Genomic DNA, 21,079 nt, shown 5'->3' with positions numbered 1-21,079 from the left:
CTCGCCACCCGCTACGACAAACTTGCCCTGACCTACCGCGGAGGAGTCGTCCTCCGCGCCATCACCATCTGGTTACACGAATTAGGAGACACGCCCTAGTCGCCGGGCCGGGAGACCCGCAGGGTCACGATCTGGAAGGCACGGAACGCGACCCGCACGCCGTTGCTCGTTGCCGCCTTCACCGCGACCGGGGCGACGGGCCTCTCCAGCAGGTCGGTTTCGATGATCCGCGCGACCGGGAAGCCGAAGCCGACGGCACCGGCGGCGCGCCCACCGCGCGCTTCATACAGCCGCACGATGACGTCACCGGAGCGGTCTTCGGCCAGCTTCACCGCCTCGACCACGATGGCGGCGCAGTCGCTCACCACGACGGGCTCGACGGACACTCCGGTCACGTCCCGGAGCGGAAGGTTGATCCGGTAGCCCTGCTCGGCCGCGCCGAGCACGTCCGGCGTCAGGCTGATCGAGGTGCGCGAGACATGAACCCCCTGGTCGGCCGCCGGGTCGGGGAACGTCGGCGCGCGCAGCAGGGACTCACGCACGGTCGTCGTGGTGCCGCCGCCGCCGTTGCCGGTCCGGCTGATGTCGTGGCCGTAGGTGGAGTCGTTGGCCACGGCCACCCCGAAGCCCGGCTCCCCCACGAACACCCACCGGTGAGCGCAGGTCTCGAACCGGGCGGCATCCCACGACGTATTCTCGTGGGTCGGCCGGTAGATGTGGCCGAACTGGATCTCGGAGGCCGCCCGGTCGGCGTGCACGTCCAGCGGGAAGGCCAGCTTGAGGAACTTCTGCCGTTCGTGCCAGTCCACCGTGGTGACGATGTCGAGGGCGGTCTGGTCTCCGGCCAGGGTCAGCTCCTGCGACACCGTCGAGGAGCCGAAGCGGCGACGGACCCGCACCGTCGCGCGCCCGGCGTGCGGCGACACCGGCTCCGGCGACACCGGCTCCTGCGACACCAGCTCCTGCGACACCAGCTCCACCGACTCGGCCTCCAGCAGCTCGACGCCGTTGCGCTGGTAGTGGTCGTCGATGTCCCACGCGTCCCACTGCGTTGGCGTGTCCCGGAACAGCTGGAGAAGATTGCCCGGCCGGCCCTCCGGCAGCGCCTCCCGCCCGGTGCTGAGCTCCACGAGGGACACGAGCAGTCCGCGGGCGTCGATCACGACCCGGATTGCTCCGTTCTCGAGCACGAACCCGCCGTCCCGGGCCTCGACGCGCACGTCCGCGGATGCCCCGCGCGGGCCGGCCGACAGCGCCGGCACCCCCGACACCGGGAACGGCGACGCGTTGAAACTGACCGGCACGGCGATGCCGGCTGCCGCTGTATCCGGGGCGGCGGCATCCTGGCTCGCGGCATCCGGGCCGGACAATGCGGCGAGCGCCCGGGAGATCAGGTCTTCGAGTTCCAGCCGCACCGCGGCATACGCGGCCTCGGCGACCTGGTGCACCCAGGCGATGGAGCTGCCGGGCAGGATGTCGTGGAACTGGTTGAGCAGCACGGTCTGCCAGGCCGCCTCGAGCCGGTCGTAGGGATAGGTCGCCCCTGTGCGCACGGCGGCCGTCGTCGCCCACAGTTCGGCCTCGCGCAACAGGTGTTCGCTCCGCCGGTTCCCGGCCTTCGTGTTGGCCTGGGACGTGTACGTGCCGCGGTGGAACTCGAGGTAGAGCTCGCCCGACCACACCGGCGGGTTCGCATAGCTCGCCTCCGCTTCTTCGAAGAACGCCCGCGGGGTGGCCATCCGCACGGTGGGCGAACCCTCCAGGGATTTCGTCCGCTCGGCGGCAGCGAGCATCTCGCGCGTCGGTCCTCCCCCGCCGTCGCCGAAGCCGAACGGCACCAGCGACACGTTCGAGGCGCCCTTCTCGGCGTATTGGCGTTGCGCCCGGGCCAGGTCCTGCCCGGAGAGCACCGAGTTGTACGTGTCCACCGGCGGGAAGTGGGTGAAGACGCGGGTGCCGTCGATGCCCTCCCAGTGGAAGGTGTGATGGGGCATCGTGTTTGTTTCGTTCCAGCTGATCTTCTGTGTCAGGAAGTACTTCGACCCGGCGGCGACGACGACCTGCGGGAAGGCGGCCGTGTACCCGAACGAGTCGGGCAGCCACACCTCGAGCGGTTCGATGCCGAATTCGCGCATGAAGAACGACTTGCCGGCGATCAGCTGGCGGGCGAGCGCCTCGCCGCCGGGCATGTTGGTGTCCGATTCCACCCACATGCCCCCGACCGGCACGAACCGGCCCTCGATCACCCGCTCCCGGATGCGCTCGAACAGCCGGGGGTAGTGCTCCTTCATCCAGGCGTACTGCTGCGCGGAGGAACAGGCGAAGATGAACTCCGGGTTCTCGTCCATCAACTGCAGCACATTGGCGAAGGTGCGGGCGCATTTGCGGATGGTCTCCCGCACCGGCCAGAGCCAGGCCGAGTCGATGTGCGCGTGCCCGACGGCGACGATCCGATGCGCGCTCGCGTAGGCCGGCTGGGCGAGCACCGGGGCCAGGATGGCGCGGCCGAGGCCGGCCGTACCGCTGACATCGTCGGGGTCCATCCGGTCGGTCACCTTCTCGAGCGCCCGGAGGATTTCCGCGGTGCGGGGAAGATCGCCGCCCAGTTCCTCCATCAGGCCGAACAGCGTCCAGATGTCCCGGTCGAGCTGCCACACCTCGGTGTCGAGCAGGGCCACGTCCATCCGGCGCAGCCGGTAGATCGGCGTGGTCCCGGCCGTCGCCTTGTCGCCGACGGGCGTGGGCCGGAATTTCCAGTTGCTGCCGACATCGGGGTTGGAGGCGGCTTCCACATACACGTCGAGGACACCACCGGCCCCCAGCGGCAGGGGCACGTAGTTGTTCAAGGGTTCGATCGCCTTGAGGATGTTCCCCGCGGGGTCGAAGACGAGTCCTTCGGCCTGGAAACCGGGCTGGCCGGACAGGAAACCGAGGTCGACGATGATCTCCGTGCGGGTGTCGAGGCCGCCCCACCGGGACCAGTCCTCTGGCACCCTCCCGGTGACGTGGAACCAGGTCGTGCCCCACGGCTTCCCCCACCGCCGTCCCACGGCGAACGGCGTGAAGGCCTGGCGCCGGGCCTCGATGAAGGGCACCGGCTCATCCGGCACCTCCCAGGCCGACACCGACAGGGGCGCGGACGCGCGGTAGATGGCGGGAGTCACCCGTTCACTGACGAAGCGACGGATGCGGGCGCGAATGAGGACGGAGTTGTCGTGCACGGTGGAACTCCTTGCGGTGAAGGCTCCTTGCGGTGAAGGCGTCAGGCCCCAATGAACACGAAGATGAACGCCACCGCAAGACCCTGCCGGTTCGACATGGGGCAGCGTCGCGGCGCATGCTGGGGAGCATGCAATACACTTCCCTCGGCCGCTCAGGTCTCAACGTCTCCCGTCTCTGCCTCGGAACGATGAACTTCGGCGGCTGGGCCCCGGAACTCGACGCGCACGCCATCATGGACGCCGCGCACGGTTATGGCATCAATTACTTCGACACCGCCAATGTCTATGGCGACGGCGCCGGCAAGGGCGGCACGGAGACCATCATCGGCAACTGGTTCGCCCAGGGCGGGCAGCGCCGCGAGCGCACCGTGCTGGCGACCAAGCTCTACGGCTCCATGACCGACTGGCCCAACGACGGCAAACTCTCCGCGCTCAACATCCGCCGGGCGCTCGACGCGAGCCTGTCCAGGCTCCAGACCGACTACATCGACATCTACCAGTTCCACCACATCGACCGGCAGACGCCGTGGGAAGAGATCTGGCAGGCCATGGAAACGGCCGTCGCGCAGGGCAAGATTCTCTACGCCGGCAGCAGCAACTTCGCCGGCTGGCACATCGCCACCGCGCAGGAGGAGGCCCGGCGCCGTAACTTCACCGGCCTGGTCAGCGAACAGTCGATCTACAACCTGCTGACCCGCGACATCGAGCTGGAGGTCATCCCCGCCGCTGTGAGCAACGGGCTGGGCATCATCCCCTGGTCGCCGTTGAACGGCGGGCTGCTCGGCGGGGTGCTTCGCAGGGAGGGCGAGGGCAAGCGACGGCTGGAGGGCAAGGTCGCCGAGGTTCTCGCGACGCACCGGGACGCGATCGAGAAGTACGAAACGCTCGCCGACGAACTCGGACACCCGCCCGGCGATGTGGCTCTGGCCTGGTTGCTCCACCAGCCCGCGGTCACGGCCCCGATCGTCGGCCCGCGCACGACCGAGCAGTTGGCCGCCGCCGTGCGATCGCTGGACGTCACCCTCGACACGGATGCCCTCGGCCGCCTCGACGAGATCTTCCCGGGCCGCAAGACGGCGCCCGAGCACTACGCCTGGTAGCCGCTCACCGGGATTCCACGCTCAGTTGCGGAGAAAGTACCTTCATTTGCGAAACGAAGGTACTTTGTCCGCGACTCAGTCCCGAGGCGGGCCGGTCAGGGTCGTGGGCGCAACCGGCCGACGCCCGGCAGGAAGCGGCCGACGCGAGCCCCGTAGTCGCGGTAGTCCGGGTGCTCGGCCACGAGCATCCGCTCCTCCCAGCGCGTCTTGGCCGACAGCAGCAGCACGAGGCAGAGCCAGGCGACGATGTGCCACACCGACGCGCCGAACAGGGCCAGGCCGAGCCCGCCGGTCATCAGCCCCGTGTAGATCGGACTCCGGACGAGGCCGTACACCCCGCTGGTGACCAGCGGCGCGTGCTCCCTCGGGATCGGACTCGCGGTCAGCGCCGGCCCCAGGCCACGCGCTCCCAGGACGGCGAGGATCGCGCCGGCCAGCACGAGGAGGATTCCGGCGGCCAGGACGCCGGCGTTGACGGGCCACAGCGCCCCGTGAGGCAGGAGGACGAGCGCGGCGAGCAGCAGGAACTGCGCGGACACCAGGCCGATCGCGAGCGCACGTTTCATGGCTCGAGGTTAGACCCGGGGACGAATCCCCCGCGGAGGCTCACGGCAACGAGCAGGAACCAGACCGGCATGGACACCCAACCGAACAAACCCACCGCGACGCCGAGGAACCAGAGTGGGGTTTCGACGCCGGGCTGCAGGACCAGTCCGATCCCGACGAGTGCCATTCCGGCGAGCAGCGCGACTCCCCCCACGATGGCGAAGGCGCCGAGCCCGCGCGGATAGCCGTCGACGCGACAGAGCAGCCGATTGGCCAGTACCAGCCAGAACGCCTGAACAACGATGGCGATGACCGACAGGGCCGTGGCAATGGCGAAGTCGATGGCGTCGAACACGAGGAGGGTCGATCCGAGTGCGCTGCGGCGCTCGCGAGCAGCACGACCTGCCACCACAACGGCGACTCAAGCAGGAGAGCGAATCGCCACGGCCCGAACACACGCCGACCGGCCGTGCCGACTTCTCCGGCGTAGAACAGCCCAGAGCGATGACACAGACCAGCCCGACGATCCCGGCGGCGAAGCCGAAGAATGCCACCCTCCGGTCGGTCAGCCCGGACTCGGCCGCTGGGGAATCCGGCTGGACCGTCATGGCCCCGAGATTGCCCCGCTTCGGATCGGCCCGACTGGTCGCGGGCCGCCCGTCAGTGGTCAGCTGCCGCGAGGGCCGTGATCAGACGCTCCAGGCGCACGATGCCGGTGAATCGGCCGGCGTTGTCGGTGGCGAGGAGCGGCTCGAAGCGGGCACCCGGATCGCGCGTCATCGCCCGGCCCAGGGCATCCGTCACCGGGGTCTCGAGGTTGACCCGCAGGCCGGGGCTGACCACACCGAGAAGCGACGAGTCGGCCTCGAGCACCGCCAGTGGGCGGCTGTGCTCGTCGAGCAGCACGATGGATCGGAGTTTGGGGTCGGCCGAGAAGGCGGCCGACGCAACGGCCACGCTCGTGGCCGTTGGCACGATCTCGAGGTAGTCGCGGATGACGCGTGTCGTGCCGGGGACGGGCCGTGCCGCCAGGCGAATCGCCACGTCCTCGTCAATCCCCACCCAGGCCGGGGCGGGCCGGGCCAGGCAGTATCCCTGCACGAGGGGAATGCCGAGCGCGACCAGCGTGTCGAGCTCCTCGAGCCGTTCCACGCCCTCGGCCAGCAGCCACGCGTCGACGCGGCCGGCGAACGTTCCCAGCATCTCGATGAGGGCGCGTTTGGCCTCGTCCCGATCGACGTCCTCCACCAGTGCGCGGTCCAGCTTGATCAGCGATGGCCGCAGGGCGAGCAGATGTCGCAGCCCGGCGTACCCGGCGCCGGCGTCGTCGACCGCGATCAGGGCGCCGGCCGAGCGCAGCCGGTCGAGGTCGGGTTCGAGGGAGAGGTACGACTCGATCGGCGCCTGCTCGGTCAACTCGACGATGAGCCCGCCCAGGTCGCCCTCGTCGCGCCAGACGCTGCGCACACTCTCGCAGGACAGCAGATCGGGCGACACGTTGACCGTGAGGAATCAGTTCGTCGGCATCGTCGGGCGGGCTTGCAACGCGGTGCGCAGGGCCATCACTTCCAGGTCTTCGGCTATACCGTGCGTCCGAGCCGCCCGGAACCATGTCTCGGGATTGCGCTCGGCGTAGCCGGAGAACCGGGTCAGGGCCTCGTAGCCGACGACCGAGCCCCGGGCCGTGTCGACGATCGGCTGGTAGACGGACGAGACGCCCTCGCCACGGCAGGCCGCATCCAGCATCTCGGCCCAGTCGGGCCGGGCGGAGTCCACGCCGGTGTCCGGCGGCCCTGCCGACACGACTAGCCGACCGGTACGATTGCCGCCCGCACGGCCTGGGCCATCGTCGATGACACCTCGACCAGGGGGTGAGCAGAGGCAGCATGAGCTGCGACCTGGAACATAATCTCGTCCTCGGTGGTGCACACCCAGCGAGCTTCGCAACCGGGCACGACATCTCCGCACGCAAATGACTTCATAGCTCCCGACACTAGCCGAGCCCCACCGCCCGGCCGTGTCATTCGGCGGCCCCCAAAGTGCCGCGTCGGCCGCCGGGAACCGCAGGCGGCTACCGAGCCAGGAAGGCCAGCAGGAGGCTGTTGACCTCGTCGGCGTGGGTCCAGAGCATCCCGTGCGGCGCCCCGGGGATTTCCGCGTACTCGGCGTCCGGGAGTGCCGCGTGGAAGGGGCGCCCGGTGGAGTCGATCGGCAGGATCCGATCGCTGTCACCGTGCGCGATGAGGGTCGGCAGGTTCGACTCACGGACCTTCGCGAGGTCGCCGCGGAAGTCCTCGTACCAGGTGGGGACCACCGCGTAGGCCGCGATCGCCGCACTCTTCACCGCAGCGTTCCAGCTGCCGCGGACGGCTTCCTCGCTGATCCGGCTGCCCAGGTTCTCGTCGAGGTTGTAGAAGTTGCTGAAGAAGTCGGTGAACCAGGCGTACCGGTCGCCCCGGGCCGCGTCGGCGATGCCGTCGAAGACCTCTTTCGGCACGCCGGACGGGTTGTCATCGGTCAGGAGCAGGAACGGCTCCAGGGAGGCGAGGAAGGCGAGCTTCGCGACGCGCCCAGCGCCGTAGGTTCCCACGTAGCGGGCCAGCTCCCCTGTCCCCATGGAGAATCCCACCAGCACGACGTCACGGAGGTCGAGGGTGGTCAACACGGTGTTCAGGTCGGCCGCGAACGTGTCGTAGTCATAGCCGCCGGTGGGCTGGCTGGACGCGCCGAATCCGCGCCGATCGTAGGTGATGACCCGGTAGCCCGCCGCGAGGAGCGCCCTCGACTGCCTCTCCCAGGAGTGGCCGTCCAGCGGGTAGCCGTGGATCAGCACGACCGCCTGGCCGGTGCCGTGGTCCTCGTAGTAGAGCTCGATCTCGGTGCTGTTTTCCTGCCCAACGGTGATGAATGCCATCTGGAGCTTCCTTCTCTTCTCATGGGTCATGCGGAGTCCGGGGGCCGCGGGGACACGGTGAGCGCGGCGAGTTCTTCCACCCGCGGATGACGCTGGTCACCGTCGTGCACGACGCCCGACACCCACCACAATTTCAGACCTTCGGGAGTGTCGGCAAGAGTGGCCAGGCAGTTTTCGAACCAGGGGCCGGTGATCCCCGCCCAGTGGAACGGCGGATCGGCAACCCCGGCCGAACGAGCCAGCCGGGCACTCAGCCGGGTTGCGATGCCATAGGAGAGCACGGCGGAGAAGGATCGCATAGCAACGGGCAGCGGGTTGCGGATCGGCGAGCAAACGGCCTGGATGATGCGGCTTCCCGACGACCTCCGAACCTCGGCAACGTAGGAGTAGTGCACGTCCCCGGAGAGGAAGGTCACGGTCTCCGGGGCGCGGCCTCGCTTTCCGTCGGCGACGTCCTCGGCCATGGCCGCCACCTGGCGGAAGCTCGCCTGGAAGGCCGCCCAGTGTTCGAGGTCGAGCGCCTGGCGGAGCCGCTCGCCGAGTCCCGCCATGGCCTTCCCCCAGGCTCCTTCGGAAAGCGCTTCGTCCCAGGACTCCAGGTGGTGCAGCCCGGTCGGGAGCAGGAACGGCAGGGACGTCCCGACCAGGAGGTGACGAAAACCACCGCGCATCCTGCTGTCCAGCCAGGCTGTCTCGTCCTCGTCGAGCAGCGCTCGCCGCTCCGGTGCGAGCTCGCGCGCCGCCCGGGAGTCGACGACGACCAGGCGAACGTCACCGAAGTCCCGGCAGAAGCTCCAGCGGTAGCTGGTCGGCTCCCGGTCGCAGCGCTCGGCGAACTCGTCGAGCACCACGCTGAGGTCCAGTTCGGCCTCGCCCTCATGCGCCGCGATTCGCCGCCAGATCGCATCGCCGGCACGCTCCCGGGGCGAGAGGTTGCCGAGGTGCTGGTAGACCCAGTACGAGGCCAGGCCTGACACGATCCGTCCATGCCACCAGGATGTCGCCTCCATGGTGCGCTTCCAGCTGAGCGAGGCGTTCCAGTCGTCGCGCACATCGTGGTCGTCGAAGATCATGGCGGTGGGCACGGTGCTCAGCAGCCACCGGTTCGCCTCGTCCGACCAAGCCAGGTTGTAGAGGTGCGCGTATTCCTCGTAGTCCGCGAGCTCCTTACCGGGCGGCTCGGTGATGTCGCGCCTGGCGCGGATGAACTCCTGCATGGCCTTGCTGGTCAGGTCGGCATAGACCTGGTCGCCGAGGAAGAGCACCAGGTCCGGCCAGGACAGGGATCCGTCGTTCGAGGCCATCTGCAGCGCGTACGCGCGCAGGGCATCGACGCCGTGCGTGCGGTTGCCGCCCTCGTCGTGCGGCACGCTGGTGCGGCAGGAGCCGAACGACATCCGCAGCGGCCGCCCCTCGGCCAGGGTGGCGATGACGGATGCCGGAAACTCCGAGCCGTCCGCGGGCCACGCATCCGCCCCCGCCACCTGGACCGTGTAGGGCGTGACGGTGCCCGGTTCCAGGCCGTTGACCTCGACCAGGGCGTAGTGGTGCCCATGCACGGCGAACGTGCGCGCCGCCCAGGACCTGTTCCCCGCGTTGACGACAACCGTTGCCGATTCCCCGGTCTCGCACCACAGGCTCGCGGACACGTCGTCGACGTACCGCAGCATGGGCCCGAGGACCAACGGCGACGTCGTCATGAGGTAGTTTTACCGCTCAAACGCGGCTCTGGCTATGCCTTGGCCGCGCCCCGGTCCTCCCGCACAGGCTGGAGCAGGAACAGCCGCACGATCCGGCCCGACTCCCGCTCGTAGTCACGGTAACCCGGCCACTGGCGCTCGATCCGGCGCCAGGTCTCGTCCCGGTCGGCATTATCGATTAGCGTGGCCCGCACCAGCAGGCGCCGGCCCCGCACGCTGATGGCCGCAGCGGGGTGCGCCAGGAGATTGTAGGTCCACGCCGGATGTCGCCCCCTGGCGAAGCTCGTGCCGGCCACGATCGCGCGCCCCCGCCCGTCGGGGGTGTACATCAGCACTGTGTCGCGACCGAGACCGGTCTTCGCGCCGGTCGTGTGGAGCACCAGCGACGGCACGAGCAGTCCGCTCAGCTGCACCCGGCCCCGGCTCAGGCGCTTCAGCAGTCGTTCGATCGGGGGCATCGCTCGGGGCGCCGCGGAGCGGAAGAGTCGCGTGTGGGTGAGCGGCGCGATGGCCGAGCGGACGACGTACAGGACGAAGGGCATGCGCCCATTCTGACCCCACCCTCAAAAAGCGCCCGGATGCCGCGGCCGCGGCATCCGGGCGAGGGTGCCGGCTACGGGGCGGGGACTCCGTACTGCGCGGCGCTGGCGAACTCGATCCCCACGAATGCCTCGTCGCCCACGACATGAGCGTCGTGGCCCGGCGGGATCGAGTAGGCGTCACCGGCCTTGATGGTGGCTCGGGTGCCGTCGTCGAGCACCGTTTCGAGGGTTCCCGCGACGCAGTAACCGACATGCAGGAGCCGGCAGGAATCGGTGTGCACCACCGGCTTGATGCACTCCGACCAGGCCCAACCGGGCTCCATCTTCATCCGACCGATCGTGTACTCGCCCAGATGGTTGAGGTCCAGGCTGGTCTTCTCCGGCGCGCGACGCTCATCGGGAGCGTCGAAGGACTTGACCTGCAGCGCGGACATCGTGTCTGACATGACTTCCTCTTTTGACTCTTGAGGGCCGATTGGCAGGGGTTCCGGGCACGCGGCCCACCGGGCGTGGACGGCCTGAACCTCAGGATAATCCTCGCGAAGAGAGCCGGGTAGGGCCCGGCGCCGGTAGGGCCCGCACTGGACGGCCCCTGCCGAGAGTGCAAGTCTCGACAGGGTTCCCCTATCGATTCACCCTCTGGAAGGAGACAATCATGTTCGCCACATCCGAGGCCTTCAGTTCGTTCTCGGTGGACAACATCGACGAGGCGAAGCGCTTCTACGGCGACACCCTCGGCCTCGAGGTGCGGGACGGGATGATGGGCAACCTCGACGTTCGACTGGGAAACGGCGGCCGGGTGTTCATCTACGCGAAACCCGACCACGTGCCGGCAAGCTTCACCGTGCTGAACTTCGTCACCGACGACGTCGAGAAGACCGTCGACGCGCTCAACGCGCGAGGCGTGACGACGAAGATCTACGGCGACGCCGAGCTCCCCGACATGCCGCCGAACGACGCGAAAGGCATCATGCACGACGAGGACGACGGCGCCGCCATCGCCTGGTTCAGGGACCCCGCCGCCAACGTGCTCGCCGTCGTCGCGGCAGAGATGCCCGAGTAGCCGCCCCTTGCAGTTGAACTGCGGACAAAGTACTTTCCCGCTCGAAACGAAGGTACTTTCTCCGCAACTCAGTCAGGGAATGCGGGCTTAAGGGGCGTCAGAGCCCCGGCAGAACCTGCTCGCGCACCTTCTTCCGCAGGATCTTGCCGAGCATCGAGCGGGGCATCTCCTGGACCCGGACGATCCGTCGCGGAATCTTGTAGGCCGCGAGGTGGTCGCGGCAGTGCGCCCGCAGGCCGTCCTCGTCGAGTTCCGCGCCCGGCCTGAGTTCGACCGCGGCGACGACCAGCTCCCCGCCCCGCTCGAGCGCCTTGCCGAAGACAGCGGCGTCGGCCACCGACGGATGCAGACGCAGGACGCCCTCGACCTCGGAGGGCGAGACGTTGAATCCGCCCGTGATCACGAGCTCCTTGGCTCGGTCGACGATCGTCGTGAACCCGTCATCGTCCACGGTCACGATGTCGCCGGTACGCAGCCAGCCATCCGGCAGGAGGGCCTTGGCGGTTTCCTCCGGGTTGTTCCAGTAGCCCTGGAAGACCTGCGGACCCTTGAGCAGCAGCTCCCCCGGCTGGCCCTGCGGCACCTCGACGGTGGGGTCGTCCAGGTCGACGACCTTCATCAGGGTCGACGGGAACGGCACGCCGATCGTGCCGGTGCGCCTGGTCGGGTGGAACGGGTTGCCGAGGGCCACCGGGGAAGACTCGGTCATCCCGTAGCCCTCCACCAGCAGCCCGCCGGACACCGACTCCCACAGCTCCACGACGTGGTCGGGCAGGTTCATCGCGCCAGAGATGCAGAACCTGCACGACCGCAGCGAAATCCCCTTCTCCTTCGCGGCGATCGCGGTGCGCTCGTAGATCGGCGGGACGGCGCAGTAGACCGTCGCCGGCGACTTCTTCATCGCAGCGAGCACCAGGTCGGGGTCGAACCTGGGGAAGAGCACGAGCAGGGCCTGCTTGCGGATGCCGTAGGTGAGGTAGAGCGTCATGCCGAAGGCGTGGAACATCGGCAGGATGGCGTAGAAGACCTCCTTGCGGTACTCGGCCCCCTGCATCCACGCCTCGCCCTGCAGGGCGTTGGAGTAGAGGTTGAAGTGGGTGAGCATGGCGCCCTTGGGGTTGCCCGTGGTGCCGGAGGTGTACTGGATCGCCGCCAGGTCGCCCACCGACGGGCGAGGATGCTCAGGGTCGATCCGGCCGTGGCCGAGCAGCTGCTTCCACGGGATGGTTCCCGGCGCCGGGCCGGTCAGGGCCTCCCGCGACTCGCGCAGGCTCTTCACCGGCAGGTGCAGCGCCAGGCGCTTGACGGCGGGGAACGCCTCGAGGAGGTTGACCGAGACGACGTGGTCGATCTCGATGTCGGCCGGGAAGGACTTGACAGACGCCGCTGATTTGTCCCAGGCGATCACGACGCGGGCCTGGTGGTCTTCGAACTGGTGGCGCAGCTCCCGCGAGGTGTACAGCGGATTGTGCTCCACCACCACGGCGCCGAGGCGCAGCACCGCGTAGAAGGCGACGACGTGCTGGGGGCAGTTCGGCAGGATGATGGCGACCCGGTCGCCCGCCCTCACCCCGAGGTGACGGAGGCCCTCGGCGGCCCGGTCGATCTGGTCGCCGAGCTGCGTGTAGGTCGTGCGACGACCGAAGAACTCCAGCGCGGGGTGGTCGCCGGCCTCGGCCACGGAGCGCTCGAGCATCGCAACGAGCGACTCCGTGGGCAGGTCGATCTCGGCCGGGACTCCCGGCTGGTAGTTCTTCAGCCAGGGCTGCTGGTCAGTGTTCGGCATGGTCCCATCATCCCGCGAACGCCCCGCCGCGTCGCCCGCACGGCCGGGCGACGCGGCATCCTGCTACTTCAGAATGCGAATGAGCTTCTTGTTGGCGAACTCCGCGATACCGAAGCGTCCGAGCTCGCGGCCGAACCCGGACCGCTTCACTCCGCCGAAGGGAAGCTCCGGGCCGTCGAGGAGCGAGCCGTTGATGAAGACCATCCCCGCGTCGATCTGGTCGGCGACGCGCAGGGCCTGCTCCGGGTCGGTGGTGAAGAGGTAGGAACCCAGCCCGTACGGGATGTCGTTGGCCACCTGCACCGCCTCGGCCTCGTCCTGCACGCGGTAGATCGCGGCGACCGGGCCGAAGAACTCTTCCCGGTAGGCGTCGCTCTGCGGGGAGACGCCGGTGAGGACCGTCGGCGAGAAGAAGGCGCCCTTGCGGCTCCCCCGCGCGGCAACGGTGGCTCCCTGGGCCTCGGCGCGCTGGAGCTGCTCCTCGAGGTTCTCGGCGGCGCCGAGGGAGGAGAGCGGCCCCAGCGTGGTCTCCGGCGACGTGGGGTCGGCGGGGACGTTGCCGGTGATCTTCGCGGTGAAGCTTTCCAGGAAGGCGTCGTACAGTCCGTCGATCACGATGAAACGCTTGGCGGCGTTGCAGGACTGGCCGGAGTTGTCCAGGCGAGCGTCAACGGCCGCGTCGACGGCCTCCTGGAGGTTGTCCGTGCTGAGCAGGATGAACGGGTCGGATCCGCCCAGTTCGAGCACGACCTTCTTTAGGTTGCGGCCCGCGACCTCCGCGACGGCGGCGCCGGCCCCCTCCGAACCGGTCAGCGAAACACCGCAGACTCGGGGGTCCGGGATGATGATGTCGGAGATCTGGGCGTTGGACGCGTAGAGGTTGCGGTAGGCGCCCTCGGGGAAGCCGGCATCCGTGAAGATCTGCTCGATGGCGGCGGCGGACTCGGGGCACTGCGAGGCGTGCTTGAGCAGAATCGTGTTGCCGAGTACCAGGTTCGGGCCGGCGAAGCGGGCTACCTGGTAGTACGGGAAGTTCCACGGCATGATGCCGAGCAGCACACCCAGCGATGCGTTGCGGATGAACGCCGAGCCTTCGCCGCCGAGCAGCTCGATCGGTTCGTCGGCGAGGAATGTCTCGCCGTGGGTGGCGTAGTACCCGTAGATGTCGGCGGAAAAGTCGACCTCGCCGAGGGCCTGCTCGAGGGGCTTGCCCATCTCGCGCACGATGAGTTCGGCCAGGTGTTCGCGGCGCTCGGTGTGCAGGTCGGCGACCTTCTGCATGAGGGCAGCGCGTTCGGTAACCGACGTGCCGCGGGAGAACTCGCTGTGGGTGCGATCCGCGGCCCCAATGGCGTCGGTCACCTCTTCGTCTGTTGCCAGGGGAAAGCTTGTTCCCTTGACTCCGGTAGCGGGGTTCGTGACGACATACTTGCTCATGATCGCTCCTGTAGGTGTCTTCGTTAACGCCAACCGAGAGTGGACCGCCACTCTCGTGTAGGTACAGTCTGCCGCAGTCTGGCGGGTCGATGGTGCTCGACTCGATATCCGGCAGATGTTTTCCGTTCCGATTGCGCCCTTCGAGAGATGAAATCGTCAGTTGCAGCCATCTTTCAGGGACGAAAGGGTCAGCGAGGAGAGGGCGCTCCGCTCAGCGGGCCGGTTCGACGTCCCAGGAGAACTGGTCGTCGCTGTCCCGGCCGGTGATGGTGAGGCCGTTCTCCTGGGCGTAGTCCTCGACGGTGCTGTCCAGCTCGTCGACGACGCGATCGAACAGGATGTCGTAGTCGTCCGAGTCGAAGGTGAACTCCTCCGCGCGGATGACGTCGCCGGCCGGCAGCCGCAGGACTTCCGTGTACTGGTCGTGCTCGTCGACGGTACTGATCACGGCGACGCTTTCGGCGGTCAGGAAGTCCCCATCGTCCGTTTCGGTGACGCCGGTGAAGTAGGCGTTTATTCGCTTGACAGCCATTCTGACCTCCCGTGGCTCGGATGCCGGCACCCGGTTTGTGCCGATGGTATGCCGATGCGCGTTTTGTGCCACCCCGCGGGTTCCTTTTTTTGAGCCGAATCGGGTGCCCCTTCCACTGACCAGGCGGACCGGTCCGGCGTAAAATCCGGTGTATGGCCGATCGCGTGGAGTTGACGCGTGAAGAGGTGCGCGCCGTCATGACCGGGGAGAGTCCCGGCCTGGCCAGAACGCGGCGCTTGTTCCGGGCGTTGCCGTCTTCGCCGCGCTGCAAGTTGTGCGCGGCGCCGTTCGGCGGGCTCGGCGCGCTCGCCTTGAAGCCCGCCGGGTACGGCCAATCCCCCGGAAACCCGGCGCTCTGCATGAAGTGCGTCATCGTGCTGCGCAAGAAGGGGCTGACCGGCGTCGAGATCCCCGTCTCTCTCCTGTTCTCCGACATCCGAGGTTCGACCGCCATGGGCGAGCACATGCACCCGAGCGAGTTCTATGCCTTCCTCGATCGCTTCTATCGGCTGGCGGCAGGCGCGATCCTCGCTCATGACGGAGTCGTGGACAAGATCGTCGGTGACGAGGTGATCGGGCTGTTCTTCGGGGGAATCAGCGGGCCACAGCACGCAGCGGCAGCGATCTTCGCCGCCGTCGACCTGGCCGCGCTCGCGGCGCGTTCCGACGCCTCGCCGTCCGGGCCGATCCGCGTCGGGACCGCCGTGCACACCGGCGAGGCATTCGTGGGAGCGACCGGACCAGCCGGCACCGTCAACGACTTCACCGCGCTGGGGGATCCGGTGAACACCGCGGCGCGGCTCGCCTCGGCCGCCGGCGCGGGCGAGTTGATCGTGAGCGTGGCCGCGGCCGAGGCCGCTGGAACGCTGACGGACGGCCTCCCCCGACGGATGGTGGACATCCGTGGCCGGTCGCAGCCGATCGAGGTGGTCGTCCTCCGCCCGGCCGAGCCCTGAACAAACGTGAGCCCGATCAACCACCGCCCGAACAACGTCCAGCCCAAGCAATGACCCAAGGAGGCGCGTCCGATGCGATTCATGATCATGGTGTTCGGCGATGAGGCGGGCCTGCGTGAGCGCATCCCGGACCGGATCGAACACGAGGTCGCTTTCCTGGCTGAGCTCGAGGACGAGCTTGCGCAGCGCGGCGAAATCGTCACCACCGAGGTGCTCGAGTGGGGCTCGGCCGCCACGCTCGTGCGGCCGGGCGGCGACCGGCGCCGGGGAAACTTCAACACGGTCGACACGCCGCTGGTGCGGTTCTGGGTGGTGAAGGTGCCCGACGAGTCGCGCGCGCTCGAGATCGCGGCCCGGGTGGCCCATGAGCTGCGCGAGCCGGTCGAGGTTCGGCAGTGCATGGAAGCGTCGCACACGCCGTAGCCCCCGCGCCCGCGCCCGGTGAGGCGCCTACCCGGTCGCCATCCGGGTCATCAGCGAGGCGACGACTCCGCCGTCGACGAGCAAGTCCGTTCCGGTGATGAACGTGGAATCCGGACCGGTGAGGAAGGCGATCGCCGCGGCGATGTCATCGGGGGTGCCGATCCGCCCGGTTGCGCTGCCCGCGATCATGCCGCGCATCTGGTCGCCGCTCGGATCCGCGAGCTCGGCCGCGCCCATCGGCGTGGAGATGATGCCCGGGCTGATCGAGTTCACCCGCGCTCCCCGCGCACCCCAGGCCAGCGACGCCGTGCGCACCCGCAGGGCGTTCGCTCGCTTGGAGAGCGTGTACGCCGCGCCCGGGTCGGCGATCGCTTCCGCCTGGAGCTCGGGGAGTCCGAGTAGTTCCGCGGTGGGCGTCGTGGCGAGTTTGGCTTCGAGTTCCGGGGCGAGCCGGGCCAGGTGGCCCGCCATCGAGGCGATGAAGACGCCGGCTCCCCCGGGCGCGATCACGGCGCCGAACGCGTCGAGGACGAAGGCGGTGCCGGCCAGGTCGACCGCGAGGATCGCGCCGACCGGCGCCTGGACGGGCGACAGGCCGGCCGTGTGGATGACGGTCGTCACCGGGCCCAGCGCCGCGGCATCCGCAGCCAGCTTCTCGACCGACTCCCGTTGGGGCAGGGTCTCGACAAGCTCGACCACCGGCGACAAGCTCGACCACCGGTGTCAACCCCGTGGCGCGCGGCTGTCCGCCGGCGAATCATGGGATGGATGCGTTCGTCACGAGACGGAGGGCTGATGCGCACGCTGCTCCCGATCAGCCTGCTCCCGATCCGCCGGCTCCCGATCGCCCTGGCCCTTGCGCTCGTCTTCCTGGCCGGATGCGCCTCGCAGCCGTCGACCACGTTCACGTCAGCGGCGCCCAGCGTCGCAACCGAACGAGTGGTGATTCGACCGGTCACCCCGTCCGGCCTTCCGGCCCCGGGCTTCAGCGTCACCCTGGACGACTCGGTGACGCTCGACTGCGGCGCCGCGTCGTTGGAACCGCGGCCGTCCCCGGTCGCCGTCGACGACGACATCCTGGCCTGCCTACCGTCGAGCGCCTACGCCGTCGCCTGCTGGCAGGATCCGTCCCCGTCGAGGGCTGTCTGCTACCGCGACCCGTGGACGAAGAGCCTGGTCCGGATGCCGACCGTCGGCGGCGTTCCCGCGGCATCCGCGCCGCCGCAGGCGCAACCGCTGGGCCTGCTCCTGAGCGATGGCGGTCGCTGCCGGATCCGCAGCGGAGGCGTCTGGAACGACCTGGACCGGCACACCGGCTGGTACGGGACGTACTCCTGCGAGGGAGCCGAGGCGGTCTGGGCCGAGAGCGCCGACGGCATCGATCGATCATCACCCCAGTGGACAGTCGAGGTCGCATCGATCTCGGGCGCCGGGCCGCTCCGCACCCGCGGCGTTGTCACCGCCTATTTCGTCGGAACACAGGACGGTTGAGCGGGACCATCCGGCCCCACGCACTGTTCGCACACTTCTAACGAGTACCGTTAGAGTATGACGTCTCCTGACACAACCGCGCCCGAGGCAGACACTGCCCGCGAAACAATTACCTTCTCCGACCTCGGGCTCAGTGATGCGATGCTCAAGGCCCTCAAGGACGTCGGCTACGAGACCCCCTCGGCCATCCAGGCCGCCACCATTCCTCCGCTCCTCGACGGCCGCGACGTCGTCGGCCTCGCCCAGACCGGCACCGGCAAGACGGCCGCCTTCGCGCTGCCGATCCTCTCCCGCCTCGACGTGTCGCAGAAGAGCCCCCAGGCGCTCGTCCTCGCGCCGACCCGTGAGCTCGCGCTCCAGGTCTGTGAGGCGTTCGAGAAGTACGCCGCGCACATGCGCGGCGTGCACGTCCTGCCCGTCTACGGCGGCCAGGGTTACGGCACGCAGCTCTCCGCCCTGCGCCGCGGAGTCCACATCGTCGTCGGCACGCCCGGACGCATCATGGACCACCTCGAAAAGGGCACCCTCGACCTCTCGCAGCTCAAGTACCTGGTGCTCGACGAGGCCGACGAGATGCTCAAGATGGGCTTCGCCGAGGACGTCGAGACGATCCTCAAGGACACCCCGGATGACAAGCAGGTCGCGCTGTTCTCGGCCACCATGCCCGCGCAGATCCGACGGATCTCGAAGCAGTACCTGAACGACCCCGAAGAGATCACGGTCAAGAACAAGACCACGACCTCCGTGAACACGACCCAGCGCTACCTGATGGTGTCCTACCCGCAGAAGGTCGACGCTCTCACCCGCATCCTCGAGGTGGAGAACTTCGAGGGCATGATCGTGTTCACCCGCACCAAGAACGAGACGGAAACCCTCGCCGAGAAGCTGCGTGCGCGCGGTTACTCCGCCATGGCGATCAACGGCGACGTGCCCCAGGTGCAGCGTGAACGCACCGTCAACCAGCTCAAGTCGGGCAAGCTCGACATCCTGGTCGCCACGGATGTCGCGGCCCGCGGCCTCGACGTCGAGCGGATCAGCCACGTGGTCAACTACGACATCCCCATCGACACCGAGTCCTACGTGCACCGCATCGGCCGCACTGGCCGGGCGGGCCGCAGCGGCGCGGCGATCAGCTTCGTCACGCCGCGCGAGCGTCACCTGCTCAACGCCATCGAACGGGCGACCCGTCAGCCCTTGACGCAGATGCAGCTGCCGAGCTTCGAAGATGTGAACGTCACCCGCCTCGCCCGCTTCGACGATGCGATCACCGAGGCGCTCGGCCAGGCCGACCGCATCGCGACGTTCCGTGACATCATCGGTCACTACGTCGAGCACCACGACGTGCCCGAGGCCGATGTGGCCGCCGCCCTCGCGGTTGTCGCCCAGGGCGAGACGCCCCTGTTGCTCTCCCCCGAGGACGCCCGGGCGCAGCGCCACGAGCGCGTCGAGCGTGACCGCGGAGACCGTCCGGATCGCGCTGAGCGTCCGGAGCGCGGCGACCGAGGAGGCCGTGACGATCGCGGAGACCGCGGCGACCGCGTGCTGCGGAGTGAACGCCCCGTTCGTTCCACCGGCAAGCCGATGGCGTCGTACCGCATCGAGGTCGGCAAGCGCCACAAGGTGGAGCCCCGGCAGATTGTCGGAGCGATCGCCAACGAGGGCGGACTGAGCCGGGAAGACTTCGGCCACATCCAGATCAACCCCGAGTACTCGATCGTGGAACTCCCCGCCGACCTCCGCGGCGATGTCCTGGGCAAGCTGGAGAACACCCGCATCAGCGGCAAGCTCATCGAGATCCGCCCCGACCGTGGCGGCGCGCCCCGCCGGGACGACCGCGGCGACCGGCCGGACCGGAAGTCCTACCGCGACTAGCGCCTGTCTCCCAATGGCCCGACCGCGCGGAGAGTTCGCGCTTCGCGGGCGATGCGCCGCTACGCGGGTGGCGCACCTCCCGCGTAGCGGCGTGCTGCACGCTCATCGCTGCGCGCGTGGCGCATCACGCGCGCAGCCGCGTACTGCGCGCGCACCGGCCGGGCAGAGGTCGCGCATCGGTCCCGCGGCCAGGCACACGCGGCGCTCGTCACCCGTGGATGACGGCCTTGAGCACGATCATCGCCACGCCGAACGCCGCGGTGGTGAGCGAGCCGACGATCCGCATGGCCAGGCTGCTGCCTCGCATTTCGAAGGCGCTGTAGCCGATCACGGCGAGGAGGACGACTCCGAACCAGAGCGCGACCCAGAGCGCCGCGGCATCCTCGACGGCCCGCAGTGCCCCGAGCAGCAGGATCGCCGACGGGATGAGTGCCGCGGTGAGCAGGCCGAGGGAGCGATGAAGCGACTGCCGGAAGGCCGTCTTCAGTGTCGTCTGCTCACCGCCCACGCTCACCCCGTGTCCGGCGACCGTGCCGGCGCACACGTGTGCGGCCCAGAACACGATGACCGTGCCGAAGACGCTGAGGAACACCGCCCAGGAGCTCTCGCCGTGCCCACCGGCGGCGACGATCATGCCGCTGACGAGGAGGATCCCGTACACCGACTCCGCAGTGACGATGCCGCTGCGTTCGAGCGGCGCCCGGCTCACGGGGTCTTCGCCCGGCCCGGCCGTCGCTCCCGCTCGGCGATCTCCGTCGGAATGCCGCGCGAGAACAGCAGGGAGAGGACGGCGATCGCGATCAGGGCGAAGAAGGCCGTCCGGAGAGACGACACCTGCGATTCGCTGTAAATCCGGGTCAGCGTTTCGCCTTCGGAGGCCGTCAGGCCGGCTTCGGCGGCGATGTCGTCGACGCTCGCGGCCGGCACGATGGCCACTCCGCCCTGCGTCGCCTGGCTCACCGCCGACCGCACGGCTGCGGGCAGGTCGCTGGCGGCCACCCCGGTCACGAACGACGTCGAGAGGGCTCCGATGAGCACGGAACCGATCAGGGCGGTCCCGAGTGATGACCCGAGGTTCTGGAACACCCCCTGCAGCCCCCCGACCTCGCTCGTCTCCCTCTCCGTCACACTCGACATGTTGACGTTGCCCAGTTGCGACGCGAGCAGCCCCAGCCCGGCCCCGGCGAAGAACATCCCGCCGGCGAACAAGGCGCTGCGCAGGTCGAGCGATACCGATCCGAGCACGACGAGGGCGCTGGCCACGAGGATCACCTGGCCCCATCGCACGATCCGCCGCGGCGACCAGAGCCGCGAGAGCCGGGTGCCGACGATGGAGAACAGGATGAGCGTGATCGAGAGCGGGAAGATCTTGATCCCCGTCTGCAGGGCGTCGAGGCCCAGCGTCATCTGCAGGTACACCGGCACCATGAAGAACAGGCCCGACCCGCCGCAACTGGCCCACGGGCCGTGGCTTCGAGCGCTGGTACGGATTCCTC

20 protein-coding genes and 1 pseudogene are annotated in these 21,079 nt (G+C 68.8%); 6 read left to right on the top strand and 15 right to left on the bottom strand.

Annotation, left to right across the window (positions count from 1 at the left end; translation table 11 throughout):
• Positions 1-95 precede the first annotated feature (95 nt).
• A complete protein-coding gene (locus E3O23_RS05975; RefSeq protein WP_134489126.1) occupies positions 96-3,221 on the bottom strand; it encodes an alpha-mannosidase in 3,126 nt (1,041 codons plus the stop codon).
• Positions 3,222-3,349: 128 nt separating this feature from the next.
• Here E3O23_RS05975 and E3O23_RS05970 point away from each other — a divergent pair, with 128 nt between their 5' ends.
• Positions 3,350-4,321, top strand: a complete 972-nt coding sequence (locus E3O23_RS05970; protein WP_134489124.1) for an aldo/keto reductase — start codon at positions 3,350-3,352, stop codon at positions 4,319-4,321.
• Positions 4,322-4,416: 95 nt separating this feature from the next.
• Here the strand turns inward: E3O23_RS05970 and E3O23_RS05965 are convergent, their stop codons facing one another.
• From E3O23_RS05965 to E3O23_RS05930, 8 genes and pseudogenes are all read right to left on the bottom strand, one after another.
• Entirely contained in the window at positions 4,417-4,887 is a 471-nt protein-coding gene (locus tag E3O23_RS05965) for a methyltransferase family protein (protein ID WP_134489122.1), read from the bottom strand.
• Positions 4,884-5,279 (bottom strand): hypothetical protein, encoded by a 396-nt coding sequence (locus tag E3O23_RS05960; protein ID WP_134489120.1) that lies wholly within the window; start codon positions 5,277-5,279, stop codon positions 4,884-4,886. Before E3O23_RS05960 ends, E3O23_RS05965 begins: the two co-directional genes overlap by 4 nt.
• A 248-nt stretch (positions 5,280-5,527) precedes the next feature.
• Positions 5,528-6,613: pseudogene (locus E3O23_RS05955) on the bottom strand (EAL domain-containing protein).
• 59 nt (positions 6,614-6,672) lie between these two features.
• Complete coding sequence (locus E3O23_RS05950; RefSeq protein WP_134489118.1) at positions 6,673-6,849, bottom strand: DUF1059 domain-containing protein; 177 nt, start codon at positions 6,847-6,849, stop codon at positions 6,673-6,675.
• An 89-nt stretch (positions 6,850-6,938) separates the two neighbouring features.
• A complete protein-coding gene (locus tag E3O23_RS05945) occupies positions 6,939-7,781 on the bottom strand; it encodes an alpha/beta fold hydrolase (protein WP_134489116.1) in 843 nt (280 codons plus the stop codon).
• 26 nt (positions 7,782-7,807) lie between these two features.
• Positions 7,808-9,481 (bottom strand): alkaline phosphatase D family protein, encoded by a 1,674-nt coding sequence (locus E3O23_RS05940; protein WP_134489115.1) that lies wholly within the window; start codon positions 9,479-9,481, stop codon positions 7,808-7,810.
• A gap of 32 nt (positions 9,482-9,513) precedes the next feature.
• On the bottom strand, positions 9,514-10,023 hold the full coding sequence (locus E3O23_RS05935) for a nitroreductase family deazaflavin-dependent oxidoreductase (protein WP_134489113.1): 510 nt from the start codon (positions 10,021-10,023) through the stop codon (positions 9,514-9,516).
• A gap of 71 nt (positions 10,024-10,094) precedes the next feature.
• Complete coding sequence (locus E3O23_RS05930) at positions 10,095-10,469, bottom strand: cupin domain-containing protein (RefSeq protein ID WP_134489111.1); 375 nt, start codon at positions 10,467-10,469, stop codon at positions 10,095-10,097.
• 209 nt (positions 10,470-10,678) lie between these two features.
• On the opposite strand from E3O23_RS05930, the gene E3O23_RS05925 reads away from it, so the two are divergent.
• Positions 10,679-11,086: a VOC family protein gene (locus E3O23_RS05925; RefSeq protein ID WP_134489109.1), complete on the top strand. Its 408-nt coding sequence runs from the start codon at positions 10,679-10,681 to the stop codon at positions 11,084-11,086.
• Positions 11,087-11,183: 97 nt separating this feature from the next.
• Here E3O23_RS05925 and E3O23_RS05920 read toward each other — a convergent pair whose 3' ends face one another.
• The 3 genes from E3O23_RS05920 to E3O23_RS05910 form a co-directional block, all read right to left on the bottom strand.
• Entirely contained in the window at positions 11,184-12,872 is a 1,689-nt protein-coding gene (locus tag E3O23_RS05920) for a long-chain-fatty-acid--CoA ligase (protein ID WP_134489107.1), read from the bottom strand.
• 63 nt (positions 12,873-12,935) lie between these two features.
• Entirely contained in the window at positions 12,936-14,309 is a 1,374-nt protein-coding gene (locus E3O23_RS05915; protein WP_134489105.1) for an NAD-dependent succinate-semialdehyde dehydrogenase, read from the bottom strand.
• Positions 14,310-14,520: 211 nt separating this feature from the next.
• Entirely contained in the window at positions 14,521-14,841 is a 321-nt protein-coding gene (locus E3O23_RS05910) for a hypothetical protein (RefSeq protein WP_134489103.1), read from the bottom strand.
• A gap of 152 nt (positions 14,842-14,993) precedes the next feature.
• On the opposite strand from E3O23_RS05910, the gene E3O23_RS05905 reads away from it, so the two are divergent.
• Both E3O23_RS05905 and E3O23_RS05900 read left to right on the top strand, forming a co-directional pair.
• Positions 14,994-15,797 (top strand): adenylate/guanylate cyclase domain-containing protein, encoded by an 804-nt coding sequence (locus E3O23_RS05905; RefSeq protein ID WP_134489101.1) that lies wholly within the window; start codon positions 14,994-14,996, stop codon positions 15,795-15,797.
• An 81-nt stretch (positions 15,798-15,878) separates the two neighbouring features.
• Complete coding sequence (locus tag E3O23_RS05900; protein ID WP_134489099.1) at positions 15,879-16,220, top strand: YciI family protein; 342 nt, start codon at positions 15,879-15,881, stop codon at positions 16,218-16,220.
• Between the two features lie 27 nt (positions 16,221-16,247).
• Here E3O23_RS05900 and E3O23_RS05895 read toward each other — a convergent pair whose 3' ends face one another.
• Positions 16,248-16,919, bottom strand: a complete 672-nt coding sequence (locus tag E3O23_RS05895) for an SDR family oxidoreductase (RefSeq protein WP_241983348.1) — start codon at positions 16,917-16,919, stop codon at positions 16,248-16,250.
• Between the two features lie 96 nt (positions 16,920-17,015).
• Here E3O23_RS05895 and E3O23_RS05890 point away from each other — a divergent pair, with 96 nt between their 5' ends.
• Together E3O23_RS05890 and E3O23_RS05885 are read left to right on the top strand one after the other, a co-directional pair.
• Positions 17,016-17,711 (top strand): hypothetical protein, encoded by a 696-nt coding sequence (locus E3O23_RS05890; RefSeq protein ID WP_134489095.1) that lies wholly within the window; start codon positions 17,016-17,018, stop codon positions 17,709-17,711.
• A 57-nt stretch (positions 17,712-17,768) separates the two neighbouring features.
• Positions 17,769-19,583, top strand: a complete 1,815-nt coding sequence (locus E3O23_RS05885; RefSeq protein ID WP_134489094.1) for a DEAD/DEAH box helicase — start codon at positions 17,769-17,771, stop codon at positions 19,581-19,583.
• A 208-nt stretch (positions 19,584-19,791) separates the two neighbouring features.
• Here E3O23_RS05885 and E3O23_RS05880 read toward each other — a convergent pair whose 3' ends face one another.
• Entirely contained in the window at positions 19,792-20,292 is a 501-nt protein-coding gene (locus E3O23_RS05880; protein ID WP_134489092.1) for a hypothetical protein, read from the bottom strand.
• Positions 20,289-21,011: an MFS transporter gene (locus E3O23_RS05875; RefSeq protein ID WP_134489090.1), complete on the bottom strand. Its 723-nt coding sequence runs from the start codon at positions 21,009-21,011 to the stop codon at positions 20,289-20,291. The genes E3O23_RS05880 and E3O23_RS05875 overlap by 4 nt, the downstream gene beginning before the upstream one ends.
• Between the last annotated feature and the right edge of the window lie 68 nt (positions 21,012-21,079).

It is taken from the genome of Cryobacterium tagatosivorans, from assembly GCF_004402215.1.
Taxonomy (GTDB): domain Bacteria; phylum Actinomycetota; class Actinomycetes; order Actinomycetales; family Microbacteriaceae; genus Cryobacterium; species Cryobacterium tagatosivorans.
This window is presented reverse-complemented; position numbering and strand designations above follow the sequence as displayed.